This window comes from Bacteroides mediterraneensis (genome assembly GCF_025993685.1).
Classification (GTDB): Bacteria; Bacteroidota; Bacteroidia; order Bacteroidales; family Bacteroidaceae; genus Phocaeicola; species Phocaeicola mediterraneensis_A.
On the sequence record NZ_DAJPEN010000001.1, the window covers coordinates 2891924 to 2909334 of the forward strand.

The following is a 17411-nucleotide window of genomic DNA, read 5'->3' on the forward strand; positions in this document are numbered from 1 at the left end:
GCCCAAAGGTAACAATTTAATCACAGAAAGCAAATTTTGACTTCAAAATACTTCCATACAAAGAAGAAATGTACATTTTTGAAACTCCAATTCCTTTCCATGCGTTTGTTACAAAAATCTGAATAACACTGCCATTCTCAGGCTTTTTATTCTAAAAGAACCTTATAAATAGAGGTAATTTGCAAAATGTTTTTTATTTTTGTGGCCAAAATGAGTTAATATACTAACAAATGAACGTATTAGAATTAAGCGAACAGGAAATTATCAGACGTAACAGTCTGAATGAGTTAAGAGCAATGGGGATTGATCCATACCCTGCTGCCGAGTATGTAACCAACGCTTTTTCGACTGACATTAAAGCCGAATTTAAAGACGATGCGGAACCCCGCAAAGTATCTGTAGCCGGTCGTATCATGTCTCGCCGCGTAATGGGTAAGGCATCCTTCATTGAATTGCAAGACTCTAAAGGTCGTATTCAAGTATATATAACCCGCGACGACATCTGTCCGGATGAAAACAAAGATTTATACAATGTCGTTTTCAAACGTTTGCTGGACTTGGGTGACTTTATCGGAATTGAAGGCTTCGTATTCCGCACACAAACAGGCGAAGTTTCCATCCATGCACAGAAACTGACAGTGTTGTCCAAATCAATCCGTCCGCTTCCGATTGTAAAATACAAAGACGGAGTGGCATACGACAAATTCGAAGACCCTGAACTCCGCTACCGCCAGCGTTATGTAGACCTGGTAGTCAACGATGGAGTAAAAGATATTTTCTTGAAACGTAGCAAAATCTACAATTCCATGAGAGAGTATTTCAATTCCAAAGGTTATGTGGAAGTGGAAACTCCGATTCTTCAGTCTATCCCGGGAGGTGCTACGGCACGCCCGTTCATCACTCACCACAACGCGCTCGACATTCCTTTGTACATGCGTATTGCCAGTGAGCTGTACCTGAAACGACTCATTGTGGGTGGTTTTGAAGGCGTGTACGAAATTGGCAAGAACTTCCGTAACGAAGGTATGGACCGTACACACAACCCGGAATTCACTTGTATGGAAATCTATGTCGCTTATAAAGACTACAACTGGATGATGAAGTTTACGGAAAACATGCTCGAAAAAATCTGCATGGACGTAAACGGTACCACAGAAGTGAAGATTGGGGATAATGTGATCAGTTTCAAGGCTCCGTTCAAGCGTGTCACCATGCTGGATTCTATCAAAGAATTCACCGGATACGACCTGACAGGTATGAGCGAGGAACAGATTCGGGAAGTGTGCCAGAAACTGAACATGGAAATCGATGACACCATGGGTAAAGGCAAGCTGATTGACGAAATCTTCGGAGAATTCTGCGAAGGCAACTACATCCAGCCGACCTTCATCACCGACTATCCGATTGAAATGTCTCCGCTGACCAAAAAGCACCGCAACAATCCGGACCTGACCGAACGCTTCGAGCTGATGGTGAACGGAAAGGAACTTTGCAACGCCTATTCAGAGCTGAATGACCCGATTGACCAGTTGGAACGTTTCGAAGAACAGATGCGTTTGAACGAAAAGGGAGACGACGAAGCTATGATTATTGACAAGGACTTCGTACGCGCCTTGGAATACGGTATGCCTCCTACTTCAGGTATGGGTATCGGTATGGACCGTCTGGTCATGCTGATGACCGGACAGAACACCATCCAGGAAGTATTGTTCTTCCCGCAGATGCGTCCGGAAAAAGTAATCCCGAAAGATGCGCCGGCCAAGTTCATGGAACTGGGTGTAGCAGAAGACTGGGTACCTGTTCTCCAGAAAGCCGGATATAACCTGGTAAGTGACATGAAAGATGTCAATCCCCAGAAACTCCATCAGGATATCTGCGGCATCAATAAAAAATACAAGTTGGAGCTGAAGAACCCGACTGTAGACGAAGTGGCGGGCTGGATTGAAAAGATAAAATAAATGAATAAAAGGATATGAAGGGCAAAGAAATTTCCTTGCCCTTCATATCTGTTTTTCATTAAATATAAAAGTATGAAATTACCCGGAAAAATAGCAATCATGGGGGGAGGAAGCTGGGCCACAGCTATTGCCAAGATTATATTGACCCAGGCGGAATCGATAAACTGGTACATGCGCCGTGACGACCGGATTGAAGAATTCAAGCGTTTGGGGCATAATCCGGCTTATTTGACAAGCGTGCGTTTCGACATAAAATGCATCAACTTTTCATCAGATATCAACAAGGTAGTAAGAGAATCAGATACCCTGATTTTCGTGACTCCTTCACCCTATCTGAAAACTCACCTCAAAAAGCTAAAAGTCAAACTGAAGGATAAATTCATCGTAACCGCCATCAAAGGTATTGTTCCGGACGAAAACCTGATTGTATCTGATTATTTCCATAAAATATACGACGTACCCGAAAACAACATCGCTGTATTGGCGGGTCCGTGTCATGCGGAAGAAGTAGCCTTGGAAAGACTTTCTTACCTCACGGTAGGCTGCAAGGATATCGAGAAAGCCAAAATGTTTGCTAAACAACTGGCAGGGCACTACATCAAGACTTCTGTCAATACAGACGTGGCCGGCATTGAATACGCTTCCGTATTGAAAAACGTGTATGCTATTGCAGCCGGTATCTGTAGCGGCCTGAAATATGGAGACAATTTCCAGGCTGTACTGGTTTCGAATGCTTTGCAGGAAATGAACCGCTTTCTGGATACCGTACATCCGGTCAACCGCTGCACGAACGACTCTGCCTATTTGGGCGACCTGCTCGTAACCTCCTATTCCAATTTCAGCCGTAACCGTGTATTCGGTACGATGATTGGCAAAGGATACTCCGTAAAAAGCGCACAGATTGAAATGGAAATGATTGCAGAAGGTTATTATGGTACCAAATGTATCAAGGAACTGAACAAACACCTGCACGTAAATATGCCGATTGTGGATGCCGTCTACAATATCCTTTATGAGCGGATATCTCCAATGATTGAAATTAAATTATTAACTGACTCATTTAGATAAAAAATTAGAAACAGTTATGGAAAACATTAAACTAAATGTGGAAAAGACTTTGGACTTTATCTCCAAAGAAAAATTGGCTTCTTATGAACCGAAAGTAAAAGCTTGTATGGAAACATTGGAAAAAGGCACGGGCTTAGGAAATGACTTCTTAGGCTGGCTGCATTTGCCATCTTCCATTACCACAGCACATCTGAACGATCTGAAGGCTACCGCACAGATTCTTCGTGAAAATTGTGAGGTAGTAGTCGTAGCAGGTATCGGAGGTAGCTACCTGGGTGCACGTGCTGTCATTGAAGCCATGTCAAACAGCTTTGCCTGGCTGCAAGAAAAGAAAGCCGGACAACCGACCATTATTTTTGCCGGACATAACATCAGCGAGGATTATCTGTTTGAATTGACTGAATTCCTGAAAGACAAGAAATTCGGTGTCATCAACATATCTAAGTCTGGAACCACCACGGAAACTGCACTGGCTTTCCGCCTGCTGAAAAAACAGTGCGAAGACCAGAGAGGCAAAGAAATGGCCCGCAAAGTCATCGTAGCTGTAACCGATGCAAAGAAAGGGGCTGCACGCGTCACAGCCGACAAGGAAGGTTACAAATCATTCATCATTCCTGACAATGTAGGTGGACGTTTTTCAGTACTGACTCCGGTAGGTCTGCTTCCGATTGCCGTAGCAGGCATTGACATCGACCAGCTGGTAGCCGGTGCTTGCGAAATGGAAAAAGTATGCGCCAACGAAAATATGTACGAAAACCCGGCTGCTTTGTATGCCGCCACTCGTAACGAACTGTACCAGAGTGGAAAGAAAATTGAAATTCTGGTCAACTTCCAGCCCAAACTGCACTACTTCATGGAATGGTGGAAACAGCTGTACGGCGAATCAGAAGGAAAAGACAATAAGGGTATCTATCCTAGCTCTGTAGACTTCTCTACCGACCTGCACTCCATGGGACAGTGGATTCAGCAGGGGGAACGTACTATCTTCGAAACGGTAGTTTCTATCGAGACTCCAAGCCACGAGCTCCACTTCCCAAGCGATGAAGAAAACTTGGATGGCTTGAACTTCCTGGCCGGAAAACGTATCGATGAAGTCAACAAAATGGCCGAACTGGGTACACAGCTTGCTCACGTAGACGGAGGCGTTCCTAACTTGCGTGTCAGTGTTCCTTCTTTGAACGAATATTACCTCGGACAGCTTATCTATTTCTTCGAAAAAGCTTGTGGAATCAGCGGCTATCTGCTGGAAGTCAATCCGTTCAACCAGCCGGGTGTGGAGGCATACAAGAAGAACATGTTCGCACTTCTGAACAAACCGGGATACGAAAAAGAATCTGAAGCTATCCAGGCCCGTCTGAAGAAATAAAAAACGAGACAACGCTCCGTTTTTTTAGTTTACAGGCACGAATTACATGAAAAGCACCCTTCCGATATGACAGACAGCGGAAAGGAATTCATGTAATGCGTGCCTGAATATTATAAAAAAGTATCATCATGTTTCAACAAAATATCCATCAATATCTCACAACCCATCATTTTACCCAAATCAATCTGAAAGCCGTATTGTTCGATATGGACGGAGTGCTGTTCGATTCCATGAAAAACCACGCTGCGGCCTGGCATGAGGCGATGAAACAATATGGCATGAACCTGAGCAGAGAAGAGGCTTACCTCCATGAAGGACGCACCGGTGCCTCCACCATCAACATTGTCAGCCAAAGGGAAAGAGGCTACGAGGCTTCTGAAGAAGAAATCAACAAAATCTATCAAACCAAGAGCGACTTGTTCAACAGCCTCCCTAAAGCGGCCCCCATGCACGGAGCCCTCGAAGTATTGAAGAAGATAAAGGCTGCCGGCCTTATCCCTATGGTAGTCACCGGTTCCGGACAACATTCCTTGTTGGACAAACTGAATCACTACTTCCCAGACATCTTTCACCGCGAACTGATGGTCACGGCTTTCGACGTAAAATATGGGAAACCCAATCCGGAGCCCTACCTGATGGCCTTACAGAAAGCGGGAATCAAAGCTGATGAAGCGATTGTCATCGAAAATGCCCCACTCGGCGTACGGGCCGGAGTAGCTGCCGGAATCTTTACAGTCGCCCTGAATACCGGACCGCTTCCCGATGAAGTACTCTTGCAAGAAGGAGCTAACCTGCTTTTCCCTTCCATGCAAGCTTTCAGTGAAAACTGGGAATCGTTCTACCAGTGTCTGCAAACCACTTCCCTATAACAAAAAATCCACCCAAAGAGATACAGTATTTGTGCAACTCTTTCGGTGGATTCTTTTTTATTGCTCAAAAACTGGATTCGTTATTCCAACGCGAACAGCTTGCTTCTTGACAACAGGGAAGAACCTATCACATTCGCCTTTTCTTTTAACTCAGACAATACGATGTCTGAATCCTTATACATCAGATTCAGTGTATATTTACGGACAGCCGAGATAACCGGAGGAAGCAGGTATTCTCCTACTTTTGAAAATTCACCTCCAATAATCACCTGCTCGGGATTGAACACATTAATCAAGTCACCGATATGACGTCCCAGCTTGGCTCCGATTTCTTCCACCAGCTCAATGGCCAGCACATCTTCCCGACGTACCGCCGAAATAATATCGGCCAGCGTAATATCATCGATGGCTTTCTCTTTCAGCAGGATGGAATTTTCTCCCTGACGAAGACGGGCGATAAACTTACGATATAATGCCGAACAGGAAACTTCCGTCTCGATACATCCTTTCTTTCCGCAATAACAAATCTGCTGGTTGTCGTATCCATAGTTATGTCCAAATTCACCTGCAAACCCAGACATCCCGGAATACAACTTTCCATCAATGATGATGGCCATTCCCAGTCCCCAGTTCACATTAATAAAGATAAGATTCTTCGGACACTTCTCCGGGCGTGTGATGAATTCTCCATACGCCATAGCCCGGCTGTCATTGTCAATGCAGACATTGATGCCCAGCCTGTCGGTAAACATTTGAGCCAACGGCTTGTCACCAAATGTCAGGTGTGTATAACTGCATCCTGTTTCCGGATTGACACGTCCGGTCATGCCAATGCAAATATTCAATATTTTCGACTTGTCACAAGGAAGTTCATCGATAAAGATTTCGATTTCCCGACAGATGCGCTCCAGACACTCCGGTGTGTTTTCCAACGTAAACGGAATTTCCATCTTTGTTTGCAGCACATCCCCTTTAAAGTTGATGGCTCCCAGGCTTAAAGACTGTACAGCCAATGCCACTCCTATAAAATAGGCGGAATCCGAATTCAATCCGTATAAACTAGGATGACGTCCTCCACTGGTCTCCAGTTTTCCACAATCGTTCACATATCCCTCTTTGCACATTTCATCCACAAATTTTGTCACGGTAGGAACACTTAGCCCCATTGATTTAGACAAATCTGTAATTGTGGTGCTGCCTGCATAAATCAAATGCGTAATGATACGCTGTTTTACTAACGCACTTTTAACGCCTTTCTGTATGTTTGTCAATAGAGTCTGACCCATATTCGTTATTTTTTATAGAAACATTTACAAATGTAGAATTTTTCTTTAAAAAGTCAAGCATAAAAAATCTATTTTTTTATTTGACATTCTGAGTAAGCTTTGATATATTTGCAGAAGCAAGCTAACTTTCGAAGATTACAATTAAATTAATTTCAATATTCAAAATTCTAACCATCATGAGACTAATCATTGAACCTGATTACAGTGCTCTGTCCAACTGGGCAGCAAATTATGTAGCAAAGAAAATCAACGCAGCTAACCCTACTAAAGAAAAACCGTTTGTATTGGGTCTCCCTACCGGTTCATCTCCACTGGGAATGTATAAAGCCCTGATTGAATTGAATAAAAAAGGAGTTGTATCTTTTAAAAATGTAGTGACTTTCAATATGGACGAATACGTTGGGCTTCCAGAATCTCATCCGGAAAGTTACCACTCATTCATGTTCAACAATTTCTTCAACCACATTGACATCTGCAAGGAAAACATCCATATCCTGAACGGTAATGCAGCCGATTTGGAAGCAGAATGTGCCAACTATGAAAAAGAAATTGAGAAATTCGGCGGTATCGACCTGTTTCTGGGAGGTATCGGTCCCGACGGTCACATCGCATTCAACGAACCGGGTTCTTCATTGAGTTCACGCACCCGTGTGAAAACACTGACTACCGACACCATCATTGCCAACTCCCGTTTCTTTGAAAACGATGTGAACAAAGTGCCTAAAACCGCACTGACCGTAGGAGTAGGTACCGTGCTTTCTGCCAAGGAAGTGCTGATTATCTGCAACGGACACAACAAGGCTCGCGCTTTGCAGCATGCCGTAGAAGGAGGCATCACACAGATGTGGACCATCAGCGCACTCCAGATGCACCAGCACGGCATCATCGTATGTGACGAAGCTGCCACGGATGAACTGAAAGTCGGTACTTACAAATATTTCAAGGATATCGAAAAGAACAATCTTTAATTTACTGAATCATGAGAACAAACCTAAGCTCTCAAATCTCACTGAACCGTGTATCTCCCAGATACTACCGCCCGGAAAATGCGGTAGAACGCTCTGTGCTGACACGATTGGAAAAAATACCCACTAATATTTTCGAGACCATCGAGGAAGGTGTGGTACAGATTGCCAACGAAATCGTAGCTAAAATACAGGACAGACAACGGGAAGGAAAATTCTGTACTATTGCCGTAGGCACGGGAGCTTCCCTGCGTCCTCTTTTTGCCGAACTGATTCGGAAACACAAAGATGAAGGCGTCAGCTTCCGCAACGTGGTATTCTTCAACCTGTATGAATATTATCCGCTGAGCGAAGGAGGCGGCAGCAGCTTCAATCATTTGAACAAACTTTTCCTTTCCCAGATAGATATTGACCGCCAGAACATCTTCACCATGGACGGAACGATTCCTCAGGAAGGCATTACAGAACACTGCCGCTTGTACGAACAGCGTATCCAGACTTTCGGAGGCATTGACATTGTCATCATGGGAGTAGGTCGGGAAGGCAATATCGGTATGAATGAACCGGGTTCACATGCCAGTTCGACTACCCGTCTGATTCTGATTGATGCGACATCCCGTTCGGAAGCCGCACACAACATCGGAGTAGACAATCTGCCTCCATGCTCCATCACCATGGGTATCAATACCATCCTGAGCGCCCGCAAAGTATATTTGCTGGCATGGGGCGAAGACAAAGCCGACATCATCCGAAGTGCGGTAGAGGACAAGGTAAGTGATACATTGCCGGCTTCTTACCTGCAAATTCATGCCAACACGTCGGTCTGCATCGACCTGGCAGCCGCTGCCCATCTGACACGTATCCAACGTCCGTGGCTGGTAACGAGCTGTGAATGGAACGACAAGCTGGTGAGAAGCGCGATTGTATGGTTGTGCACCACACTCAACAAACCGATTCTGAAACTGACCAACAAAGATTACAACGAAAACGGCTTGAGCGAACTGCTGGCACTCTACGGCTCTGCCTACAATGCCAATATCAAAGTGTTCAACGACTTGCAGCATACCATTACCGGATGGCCGGGCGGAAAACCGAACGCAGACGATACGTATCGTCCGGAACGTGCCAAACCGTTCCCGAAACGGGTAGTGGTATTCTCTCCGCATCCGGATGATGACGTGATTTCCATGGGAGGAACCTTGCGCCGACTCGTACAGCAAGGGCATGACGTACACGTAGCCTATGAGACTTCCGGCAATATCGCCGTAGGTGATGAAGAAGTGGTACGCTTCATGCACTTCATCAACGGCTTCAACCAGCTGTTTGAAAACAGTGAAGACAAGGTTATCTGCGACAAATACGCTGAAATAAAGAAATTCCTCTCTACCAAGAAGGAAGGTGATATGGATACCCGCGACATCCTGACCATCAAAGGTCTCATCCGCCGCGGAGAAGCACGTACAGCTTGTACGTTCAACCACATTCCACTTGACCATTGCCACTTCCTGGATCTTCCCTTCTATGAAACCGGAAAGATTGAAAAGAATCCTATCAGCGAAGCCGATGTGGAAATCGTACTGAACCTGCTCCGTGAAGTAAAACCTCACCAGATTTACGTAGCCGGTGACCTGGCCGACCCACATGGTACCCACCGCGTATGTACGGACGCCGTATTCGCCGCCATCGACGAAGAAAAGAATGCCGGTGCCGAATGGTTGAAAGACTGTCGCATCTGGATGTACCGTGGTGCATGGGCCGAATGGGAAATCGAAAACATCGAAATGGCCGTGCCGCTGAGTCCGGAAGAACTTCGTGCAAAACGTAACTCCATCCTGAAACATCAGTCACAGATGGAAAGCGCACCGTTCCTGGGCAACGACGAACGCCTGTTCTGGCAAAGAAGTGAAGACCGTAACCGTGGAACTGCTTCACTTTACGACCATTTAGGACTGGCTTGCTATGAAGCCATGGAAGCTTTTGTAGAATATAAACCTATCTAAGTGCATATCTTATTTTAAGCCAAAAGACACAGAAACGCAGAAGTTCACCCTCAGGGAAGGACTTCTCGTTTCCGTGTCTTTTTTATTTCTGTATTTACCAATTTTTTACATACATGAAAAAACTACTCATACCCGCATTTGCATTTTGGCTCAGTTGCCTTTTCCCCTCGTGTACTTCAACTTCTACCAACCATTTTCTGAAAGAGGCCGACTACCGTAACAAAGTAGAAGCTGACTTCGGACAAAAAAAAGAAATACTCAACCGGGGAAATCTTTTTGACATCTTCAATGAAGAGATGTCACAGGAAGAACGGGAAGCCATGATGTTCCTGTATGCCTATATGACTCCGGGCGACATTTCCGATTATTCCGGAGAATTCTATCTGAAAAATGTACGTTTAGCACTCCAGAACCGGAAAGAAACCTCATGGGGAGCTGGAATTCCAGACATGATATTCCGCCACTTTGTACTTCCTGTCAGAGTCAATAATGAAAACCTGGACAATGCCCGCGAAGTGTTCCGCCAGGAACTGATGCCGCGTGTAGAAAAGTTATCCATGTACGACGCCGTACTGGAAGTAAACCACTGGTGTCATGAAAAAGTGGTCTACACCCCGACCGACAGCCGTACCAGCGCTCCGCTGGCTACCGTAAAAACGGCTTACGGACGTTGCGGAGAAGAATCCACCTTCCTGGTAGCTGCCCTGCGTGCCGTAGGTATTCCGGCCCGCCAGGTCTACACACCGCGCTGGGCACACACCGACGACAACCATGCCTGGGTAGAAGCCTGGGTGGACGGAAAATGGTACTTCCTCGGCGCCTGCGAACCGGAACCTGTGCTGAATCTGGGATGGTTCAACGCTCCGGCCAGCCGCGGCATGCTGATGCATACCAAAGTATTCGGTGCATACGACGGACCGGAAGAAGTGATGAAAACCACGGCCAACTACACCGAAATCAACATCATCGACAATTATGCGCAGAGTGCACCGGTCACCGTCACCGTGGTCGATTCATTGGGAAAGGCTGTGGAAGGTGCCCATGTAGAGTTCAAGATTTATAATTACGCTGAGTTCTTCACCGTAGCCAACAAAACGACTGACGCGCAAGGCAAAGCCTCACTTTCTGCCGGACTGGGCGACATGCTGGTATATGCTTCTGCCAACCAGCGCTTCGGACTGAAAAAAGTATCTTTCGGCAAGGACAAGGAAGTAACCCTTACCCTCTCCCACCGTCCGGGTGACGTGTTTGCAGATACCCTGCACATCGTACCGCCTGCCGAAAAGGCTAACCTGCCGGAGGTGACCGAAGCCCAGCGCAAGGAAAATACCCTGCGTATGGCCCAGGAAGATTCTATCCGCAATGCCTACGTGGCCAGCTTCCCGACAGAAGAAAAGGCCCAAGCATTTGCCCAAGAACAGAAACTGGACGAAACACGTACCAGCGACTTCATCATAAAATCCAGAGGCAACTACGCCGACATCATGCAGTTCCTCTCACATGCCGTGGAAAAAGGACAGGGCACACGGGCACTGGAGCTGCTGGGCACACTGGCCGAGAAGGACTTGCGCGATACACCTTGCTCCATTCTGGAAGACCACCTTTATGGCACGGACGCTACTGCGGACGTAAAAGAAGTGCTGGCCCCGCGTATTGCCAGCGAAATGCTGACACCTTACAGGAGTTACTTGCAGAAGGCATTTCCTGCCGAACTGGCTGCCCAATTCAAAACCGACCCACAAGCGCTTGTGAAATGGTGTAAGGACAGCCTGACCATCCGCAATGACCTGAGCACCTTGTTTACAACCACCTCACCGGAAGGAGTATGGCGCAGCCGGGTGACAGACTCCCAGTCCAGAGACATCTTCTTTGTAGCAGCCGCCCGCAGTCTGGGCATTCCTGCCTGGAAAGATGAAGTGAACGGCAATATCTGCTACCGTCTGAACGGCAATCCGGTGCTGGTGGACTTTGAAAAATCGGAAGGAGGCAACTTGTCGGAAGGCATACTGAAGGCCACCTACGAACCGATTCCCCGACTGGACAACCCGAAATATTACACCCACTTCACCTTGTCGAAGTACGACAACGGTACTTTCCAGCTACAGAACCATCCGGAAGATGCCAGCTGGACCTCTCTGCTGAAAAACGGAAGCCAGATGTCGACGGGATATTACATGCTGGTGACCGGCAGCCGTATGGCCAACGGAGGCGTATTGAGCCAGGTTTCTTTCTTTACAGTAGAAGAAGGCAAGACCACGGTCACTCCGCTTTGCATGCGCAACAATACGGAGGAAGTACGTGTCATCGGCAACTTCAATTCAGAAGCGTTGTACACCCGACCGGACAACGGGGAACAGGTATCTATCCTCAGCACCACAGGCCGCGGTTATTACATTGTCGGTGTACTGGGCGTAGGACAGGAACCTACCAACCATGCCTTGAAAGACATCGAAATCAAGAAAGCGGAATTTGAAAAATGGGGACGTACGATTGTACTGCTCTTTACCGACGAAGCGGCCTACCGGAAATTCGACCGCAAAGAGTTCCCCAACCTGCCATCGAACGTGGTATTTGGAATCGACAAGGACGGAAGCATCCTCAAGATGATGGCCGAAAACATGAAACTGGGCAACAAGCCCACCCTGCCGGTGATTATCCTGGGCGATACGTTCAACCGCGTGGTCTTCGAGTCACACGGATACACCATCGGCATGGGCGAGCAACTGCTCCACGTCATCCACGGGCTGTAAGCGCCGCGATGGTACGACGGACCTTTTCGGGGGTCGTGACCGGATGACAATATTCATCCATATCCGTACCTCCCATCGACAAAGCTGGATTGCGAAGAAGCATCCGGCTTTCTTTTTGCTCACGCGCCGAGAAATGGAATTCACCGGCACCTGTCACCCTGGCCAGTTCCGCGATGTTGTGTTCATTCACCCCGCAACCCGGCATGATAATGATACGGTCGCCTGCCTGCTTCACCAGTTCCGCCAGCAACGTAGCCCCTTCTATCGCAGTGGGCATCTGGCCGGAAGTCAGCACACGGTTCACTCCCATATCAATCAGTTCCTCCAACACCTTAGCAGGAGACTTCACATAATCAAACGCACGATGAAAAGTGACCGAGAGTCCCTTGGCAGCCTTCATCAATCGCTGCATGGCCGGCTTGTCGAGATCTCCTTCCGGAGTCAGACAGCCGAACACCACTCCGTCGGCTCCAGCCTGACGGGCGGCCAGAATGTCTTCTTCCATGATGTCAAGTTCCGAAGGAGTGTACAGAAAATCTCCTCCGCGCGGACGGATAATGACATGCAGACGGATATCAATCAATTTCCGGGCCACCTTGATTTCGCCAATGGAGGGAGTGGTTCCCCCTTCCGGCATGCCGGCACACAATTCAACCCGATGGGCTCCTCCCTGCTGGGCAGCCACACAACTCTCCGCGGAGTTCGCGCAAATTTCAAACATGTAGTTTTTCATCTTTCAGTACACTTTAAAGAATGATTTTTTCACCTTCCGGAAACACCTTTGCGTTTACCGGAAAACGCCTTGACGTTTTACTCAAAACGTAAGTGCGTTTTATATGAAACGCAAGTACGTTTTACCTGAAACGCAAGTGCGTTTTCAACCAAACGTCGAAGCGTTTTTCTTTCTTCGTCCGCACGGATTCCGAAAGGTATCGGTTTATAAACAAAAAAGCTTATTAAACCGTTCATTCTCAGTCTAATAAGCTATCATGTACGCCCGTGGGGAGTCGAACCCCAATCGAAGGAACCGGAATCCTTTATTCTATCCATTGAACTACGGGCGCAAATACCAATAAACACACTTTCCAGCTTCCTTTGTCGAAAAGGATATTTCGAAAGCGTGACAAAAATACAATTATTCCCCCTTTTCTCCTAATTTTTTCAGGAAAAAATAATTTTTCTCCCTCAAAATAGTTGTATCTCACTCACGCTCAGAAAGCCACCTCCTTAGAACTGGAAGTAGATAAAGGGCTGAATATCGCTGCTTTTCACCTGTATCACCAGGTAAATCAAGGCAATCATCACCACGGCCTGTGCCACCAGCGGCAAGCGCACCATACCGCGGCTGCAGGCGTTCTGCCAGCTATCAGGACAGAAATGGAGCAGAAAACCGACTCCCATCAGCACAAAAACTTTCCAGTAACCCGTCAGAAGCTGTTCCAGCAATTCCGGATGGAAGGCCGTGAATATCTGACGAATCATGGTGACAGAGGCTTCAAACGTGGCATTGCGGAAGAAAATCCAGCAGAAGCACACAAAATGGAAGGTCAGTACCACGGCAAAAAATTTCCGTATGCCCTGACTACGGTACTGCTTGGAACGCCCCAGCAAACTGCGGAAGAACTTATGCAAGGCAAGTGCCACTCCGTGCAGTCCGCCCCACACCACAAAGTTCCAGGAAGCTCCATGCCAGAGTCCTCCCAGCAGCATGGTCAATATCAGGTTGATATAGGTACGAATCTTTCCTTTCCGGTTGCCTCCCAGAGAGATATAAAGGTAGTCGCGCAACCAGGTAGACAAAGAGATATGCCAACGATGCCAGAAATCAGTCACACTGTCCGCCTTGTAAGGCGAGTTGAAGTTGAGCGGAAAACGGAATCCCAACAGCAAGGCAATACCGATAGCCATGTCACTATACCCCGAGAAGTCACAGTAAATCTGCAAGGCATACCCGTACACTCCAAACAAGTTCTCCAGTCCCGAATACAATCCCGGATTATCAAATATACGTTCTACGAAGTTCACACTGATGTAGTCCGAAATGACCGCCTTCTTGAACAGGCCACTCACGATAAAGAAAATCCCCTGTCCGAACATCTCCGACGAAACGAAAAGCGGCTGCCGGATTTGCGGAATGAAATCGCGGGCACGCACAATCGGTCCGGCTACCAGCTGCGGAAAGAAGGACACATAAAACGCATAATCCAGCAGGTTCGACAATGGCTTCAAATCCCGGCGATACACATCGATGGTGTAGCTCAGCGACTGGAAAGTGAAAAACGAAATACCTACCGGCAAGAAGATGTCGAGCGGCTGGAACTGTCCGTTCCACAAGGGGGCCAGCATCTCATAGAAGAAATTCGTGTACTTGAAATAGCAGAGCAATCCGAGGTTGATACACAAACTGCACATCACCAGCATTTTCCGTTTCCATGCCGGCACCGTGACCTCCATCCTGCGGGCCAGCAGGAAATCGGACACCGTGACAATACCCAGCAGGAAAAAGTAGAACCCGCTGCTTTTATAATAGAAGTAATACGAGAACAAAGTGACAAACAGCAGGCGTGCCGTGGTCTTCTTCTGCAAGAGAAGATAGACCAGACTGAATCCTAAGAAAAGAAAAAGAAACAGTCCACTGCTGAAAATCATCGGCTGCGCGGAATCATACGTCAGCACATCCTTCAATCTATCCCAGTCAATTCCGAGTTCCGTCCAGTTGAGTTTCCACATAATTGTTGTATGATTTGATAATCGCTTCGTGTAATAATAATCCTTGCAGGATATATCCGTCCTGCGTGAAATGAATCTTGTCCCGTTGGTAATAGTTTCCGGCGCTCCAGTTCAGGCATGCCCGCCGTTCGCCGCCCACAATGTGGTACATGTCCCACAAGGCCAGTTTCCGGGAAGCCGCATAATCCTGTTCCGTCTTCACCACCAGTTTTGTTCGGGGATTGATTACCCGGGCCCCCCTCCTGCCGTTGCGCACGTAAGCCCCCGGTGGGGTGGTCAGCAGATAAACCGCCTGCGGACACCCTTTTTTCAGCTCTCCCAACAGATAATCTATATGCGCTATATGTTCGGTAGAAGAATAACGACGGGCGTGAGCCTCATTTGTGCCAAAAGAAAGAATCACCAAGTCGGGATTCAAGTCGATAATCTGCTGTATGTTCTCCGGCGTAGAGAAAGAACCGTAAGTCGCTCCGTTCACCCCCAGTATGTGGTAGACGATTCCCGCAGCCCCCGTTTCGTGCGCCAGTCCGGACGTACGGTAATTCACCTGCATATCCAGTACCGCTTCCCGTCCGAAATCATCTTCCAGCTGCCGGCGGACCACATACGGAAACACATGTCCCCGCACGTGCGAGTCACCGATGTGCACAATGCGCAGCGGGCGGTCGAGCACGGAAAGCTTCTGCCAGAAAGGAAGCAGTTCTCCCGTCGGGTCTTCAATCCGGTTTTCCGTTGTTTCCCTGAAACTGGCAGGCATCGCATGGCTCACCTGGACAAATTTCAGCAACTGCTGCATGGCCTTGCTGTCGGACACATGACCGGAATGACGGTCAGGGCGTGATTTCACCGGCAACACATCCTGTGCCGACACCTCCATGGTCCAAAGACACAGGACGCACCACGCTATCCAGACACACAGTTTATTCCATCTCATAAGCTTTCCGTTTTTCATACTGTTCCTTTCCGTACATCAACGTCTCAAACAGAAGTCCGGCAATGTGCTTACCTCCCCTGAAATTGATGTGCGTATAATCGTAATTGGCCATCTGCGGTTTGCTTTCCACCATCTTCACCATGCTGCCTTCCCCTCCCATGGCCTCAAACATGTTCCAGAATGCCACATGCGTCTCTGCGGCCAGCGCCTGCTGATAACGAATCAGCCGTTTCACTCCCGGCATGGTACACAGTTCACCGTTCTCATCTTTGTATTCCCGATCACCCACACTGACAATCAGAATCGAGGTTTCAGGGAAAGCCTCTTTCAGACGTTCCACAATGGGTTGCATGGCATCCTTATAATACGTATAGTTCAACACTTTTTCCGAAGCCACATTCAACCCATATTGCAACACTATCAAATCGTAAGGCCGCAACCGGTTGTACTGGCGGAGAATAGACATCGGGATATGCCCCAGCTGCTGCCCGCTACTGCCACGGGTACTGAAATTATCCACCACTACTCCTTGCTTCGGGTCCATGGTCACCGCATAAAACAAAGCAGCCGAGTCCAGCTTTTCCACATTCCAGCGTACGGAACCAATCCGACCGCCCACTGACACGGCCTGCAACTCCCCGTTCCCTTTTACAGGAAACAATCTACCTTGCCCTCCATTGACTGAGACACTCAGCGTCACAGAGTCTGAAGCCAGGAAATAACACGTAGACAAGTCGCAGGTATCGATACGGGAAAGAAAACGCTTCTCTCCTTTCAGCGTGACATACGCCCCCGGAGAAGGGATGAAGTAATGATTGGAAATATCCTGACGGGAACGGTCGAAATAGACGGAGTCCGTAATGGCATGGCTGCTCCATCCGCCAAACGACTGGTGGACGGTAGGACGGAAACCGGCAATCTTGTTCGTTATCGGCACGTAGCCCACTCCACATCCGCCAAAACGCTTCTGCAGCATTTCGCGTAAATCGCCAGTCAAGATATCAGCCTCAATAAAAGAATCTCCGAAATAAGCGATACGCACCGGACGGTCCATCGCATTGACCTGTCCCAGTGCCTCATAAAAAAGATTCATGCCACGCCCTGTAGAGTCCACGTATTCCTCAATGCAGACCATACCGCTCTTGCAGGTATCCACAAAGGCCGGCTTCACAGGAGGTGGCAAGACAAGGGTATCGGAATCCATCGGTTCCATCACCTCTTTTTTGATGCGTATATCGGAAAGCAAATCCACCCTCCTCAAAGGCTTGTTACGGAAAGAGAGAGACGGCAGAAAATGCAAGGCAAACAGACCTGCCACTACCAAAAGCGTAAACAGGAAAGTATATAATAATCTATTCTTCATGAATTTTCCTCTAAAATCGAGTGCAAAGATAGTGAAAGCCGAGTGCAGAGGCAAATAGAAAACGCAGTTTTCTGATTTTGACTATGCCGAGGCGTAGCCTAGCTTCTTAAAAAATAGAGGTA

The 17411-nt window shown here is 47.6% G+C and carries 12 protein-coding genes and 1 tRNA gene; 7 read left to right on the forward strand and 6 right to left on the reverse strand.

Annotated elements, in window-relative coordinates; all coding sequences use genetic code 11:
• Positions 1 to 230 precede the first annotated feature (230 nt).
• The 4 genes from lysS to OIM59_RS12485 all read left to right on the forward strand — a co-directional run bounded on the left by lysS (position 231) and on the right by OIM59_RS12485 (position 5261).
• Positions 231 to 1958, forward strand: a complete 1728-nt coding sequence (lysS, locus tag OIM59_RS12470) for a lysine--tRNA ligase (protein WP_299169788.1) — start codon at positions 231 to 233, stop codon at positions 1956 to 1958.
• Between the two features lie 72 nt (positions 1959 to 2030).
• Positions 2031 to 3026: an NAD(P)H-dependent glycerol-3-phosphate dehydrogenase gene (locus OIM59_RS12475; RefSeq protein WP_299169787.1), complete on the forward strand. Its 996-nt coding sequence runs from the start codon at positions 2031 to 2033 to the stop codon at positions 3024 to 3026.
• Positions 3027 to 3042: 16 nt separating this feature from the next.
• Positions 3043 to 4392, forward strand: coding sequence for a glucose-6-phosphate isomerase (locus OIM59_RS12480; RefSeq protein WP_299169786.1), 1350 nt, complete (start codon positions 3043 to 3045; stop codon positions 4390 to 4392).
• A gap of 128 nt (positions 4393 to 4520) precedes the next feature.
• Positions 4521 to 5261: an HAD-IA family hydrolase gene (locus tag OIM59_RS12485; RefSeq protein WP_303897031.1), complete on the forward strand. Its 741-nt coding sequence runs from the start codon at positions 4521 to 4523 to the stop codon at positions 5259 to 5261.
• Between the two features lie 80 nt (positions 5262 to 5341).
• Here the strand turns inward: OIM59_RS12485 and OIM59_RS12490 are convergent, their stop codons facing one another.
• On the reverse strand, positions 5342 to 6547 hold the full coding sequence (locus OIM59_RS12490) for an ROK family transcriptional regulator (RefSeq protein ID WP_303897033.1): 1206 nt from the start codon (positions 6545 to 6547) through the stop codon (positions 5342 to 5344).
• Positions 6548 to 6723: 176 nt separating this feature from the next.
• On the opposite strand from OIM59_RS12490, the gene nagB reads away from it, so the two are divergent.
• From nagB to OIM59_RS12505, 3 genes are all read left to right on the forward strand, one after another.
• Positions 6724 to 7515: a glucosamine-6-phosphate deaminase gene (nagB, locus tag OIM59_RS12495; RefSeq protein WP_299169783.1), complete on the forward strand. Its 792-nt coding sequence runs from the start codon at positions 6724 to 6726 to the stop codon at positions 7513 to 7515.
• 11 nt (positions 7516 to 7526) lie between these two features.
• Positions 7527 to 9512, forward strand: coding sequence for a glucosamine-6-phosphate deaminase (locus tag OIM59_RS12500; protein WP_299169782.1), 1986 nt, complete (start codon positions 7527 to 7529; stop codon positions 9510 to 9512).
• Positions 9513 to 9625: 113 nt separating this feature from the next.
• The gene (locus OIM59_RS12505) at positions 9626 to 12262 is read left to right on the forward strand and encodes a transglutaminase domain-containing protein (RefSeq protein WP_299169781.1); all 2637 of its coding nucleotides are present in this window, start codon (positions 9626 to 9628) and stop codon (positions 12260 to 12262) included.
• Here the strand turns inward: OIM59_RS12505 and OIM59_RS12510 are convergent.
• From OIM59_RS12510 to OIM59_RS12530, 5 genes are all read right to left on the reverse strand, one after another.
• On the reverse strand, positions 12246 to 12995 hold the full coding sequence (locus tag OIM59_RS12510; protein WP_299169779.1) for a copper homeostasis protein CutC: 750 nt from the start codon (positions 12993 to 12995) through the stop codon (positions 12246 to 12248). The two genes, OIM59_RS12505 and OIM59_RS12510, sit on opposite strands and share 17 nt — an antisense overlap.
• Positions 12996 to 13254: 259 nt before the next feature.
• Positions 13255 to 13326, reverse strand: a tRNA-Arg gene (locus tag OIM59_RS12515).
• Between the two features lie 163 nt (positions 13327 to 13489).
• A complete protein-coding gene (locus OIM59_RS12520) occupies positions 13490 to 14992 on the reverse strand; it encodes an MBOAT family protein (protein ID WP_299169777.1) in 1503 nt (500 codons plus the stop codon).
• Positions 14958 to 15926 (reverse strand): GDSL-type esterase/lipase family protein, encoded by a 969-nt coding sequence (locus tag OIM59_RS12525; protein WP_299169775.1) that lies wholly within the window; start codon positions 15924 to 15926, stop codon positions 14958 to 14960. The genes OIM59_RS12520 and OIM59_RS12525 overlap by 35 nt, the downstream gene beginning before the upstream one ends.
• Positions 15913 to 17289: an SGNH/GDSL hydrolase family protein gene (locus tag OIM59_RS12530; protein WP_299169773.1), complete on the reverse strand. Its 1377-nt coding sequence runs from the start codon at positions 17287 to 17289 to the stop codon at positions 15913 to 15915. Before OIM59_RS12530 ends, OIM59_RS12525 begins: the two co-directional genes overlap by 14 nt.
• Positions 17290 to 17411 lie beyond the last annotated feature (122 nt).

Bases quoted from the DNA above. Each gene is read 5' to 3' on its own strand.
- OIM59_RS12510 (WP_299169779.1), bottom strand. From the start codon at position 12,995: ATGAAAAACTACATGTTTGAAATTTGCGCGAACTCCGCGGAGAGTTGT.
- OIM59_RS12475 (WP_299169787.1), top strand. From the start codon at position 2,031: ATGAAATTACCCGGAAAAATAGCAATCATGGGGGGAGGAAGCTGGGCC.
- nagB (WP_299169783.1), top strand. From the start codon at position 6,724: ATGAGACTAATCATTGAACCTGATTACAGTGCTCTGTCCAACTGGGCA.
- OIM59_RS12490 (WP_303897033.1), bottom strand. From the start codon at position 6,547: ATGGGTCAGACTCTATTGACAAACATACAGAAAGGCGTTAAAAGTGCG.
- OIM59_RS12485 (WP_303897031.1), top strand. From the start codon at position 4,521: ATGTTTCAACAAAATATCCATCAATATCTCACAACCCATCATTTTACC.
- lysS (WP_299169788.1), top strand. From the start codon at position 231: ATGAACGTATTAGAATTAAGCGAACAGGAAATTATCAGACGTAACAGT.
- OIM59_RS12505 (WP_299169781.1), top strand. From the start codon at position 9,626: ATGAAAAAACTACTCATACCCGCATTTGCATTTTGGCTCAGTTGCCTT.
- OIM59_RS12500 (WP_299169782.1), top strand. From the start codon at position 7,527: ATGAGAACAAACCTAAGCTCTCAAATCTCACTGAACCGTGTATCTCCC.
- OIM59_RS12525 (WP_299169775.1), bottom strand. From the start codon at position 15,926: ATGAGATGGAATAAACTGTGTGTCTGGATAGCGTGGTGCGTCCTGTGT.
- OIM59_RS12520 (WP_299169777.1), bottom strand. From the start codon at position 14,992: ATGTGGAAACTCAACTGGACGGAACTCGGAATTGACTGGGATAGATTG.
- OIM59_RS12530 (WP_299169773.1), bottom strand. From the start codon at position 17,289: ATGAAGAATAGATTATTATATACTTTCCTGTTTACGCTTTTGGTAGTG.
- OIM59_RS12480 (WP_299169786.1), top strand. From the start codon at position 3,043: ATGGAAAACATTAAACTAAATGTGGAAAAGACTTTGGACTTTATCTCC.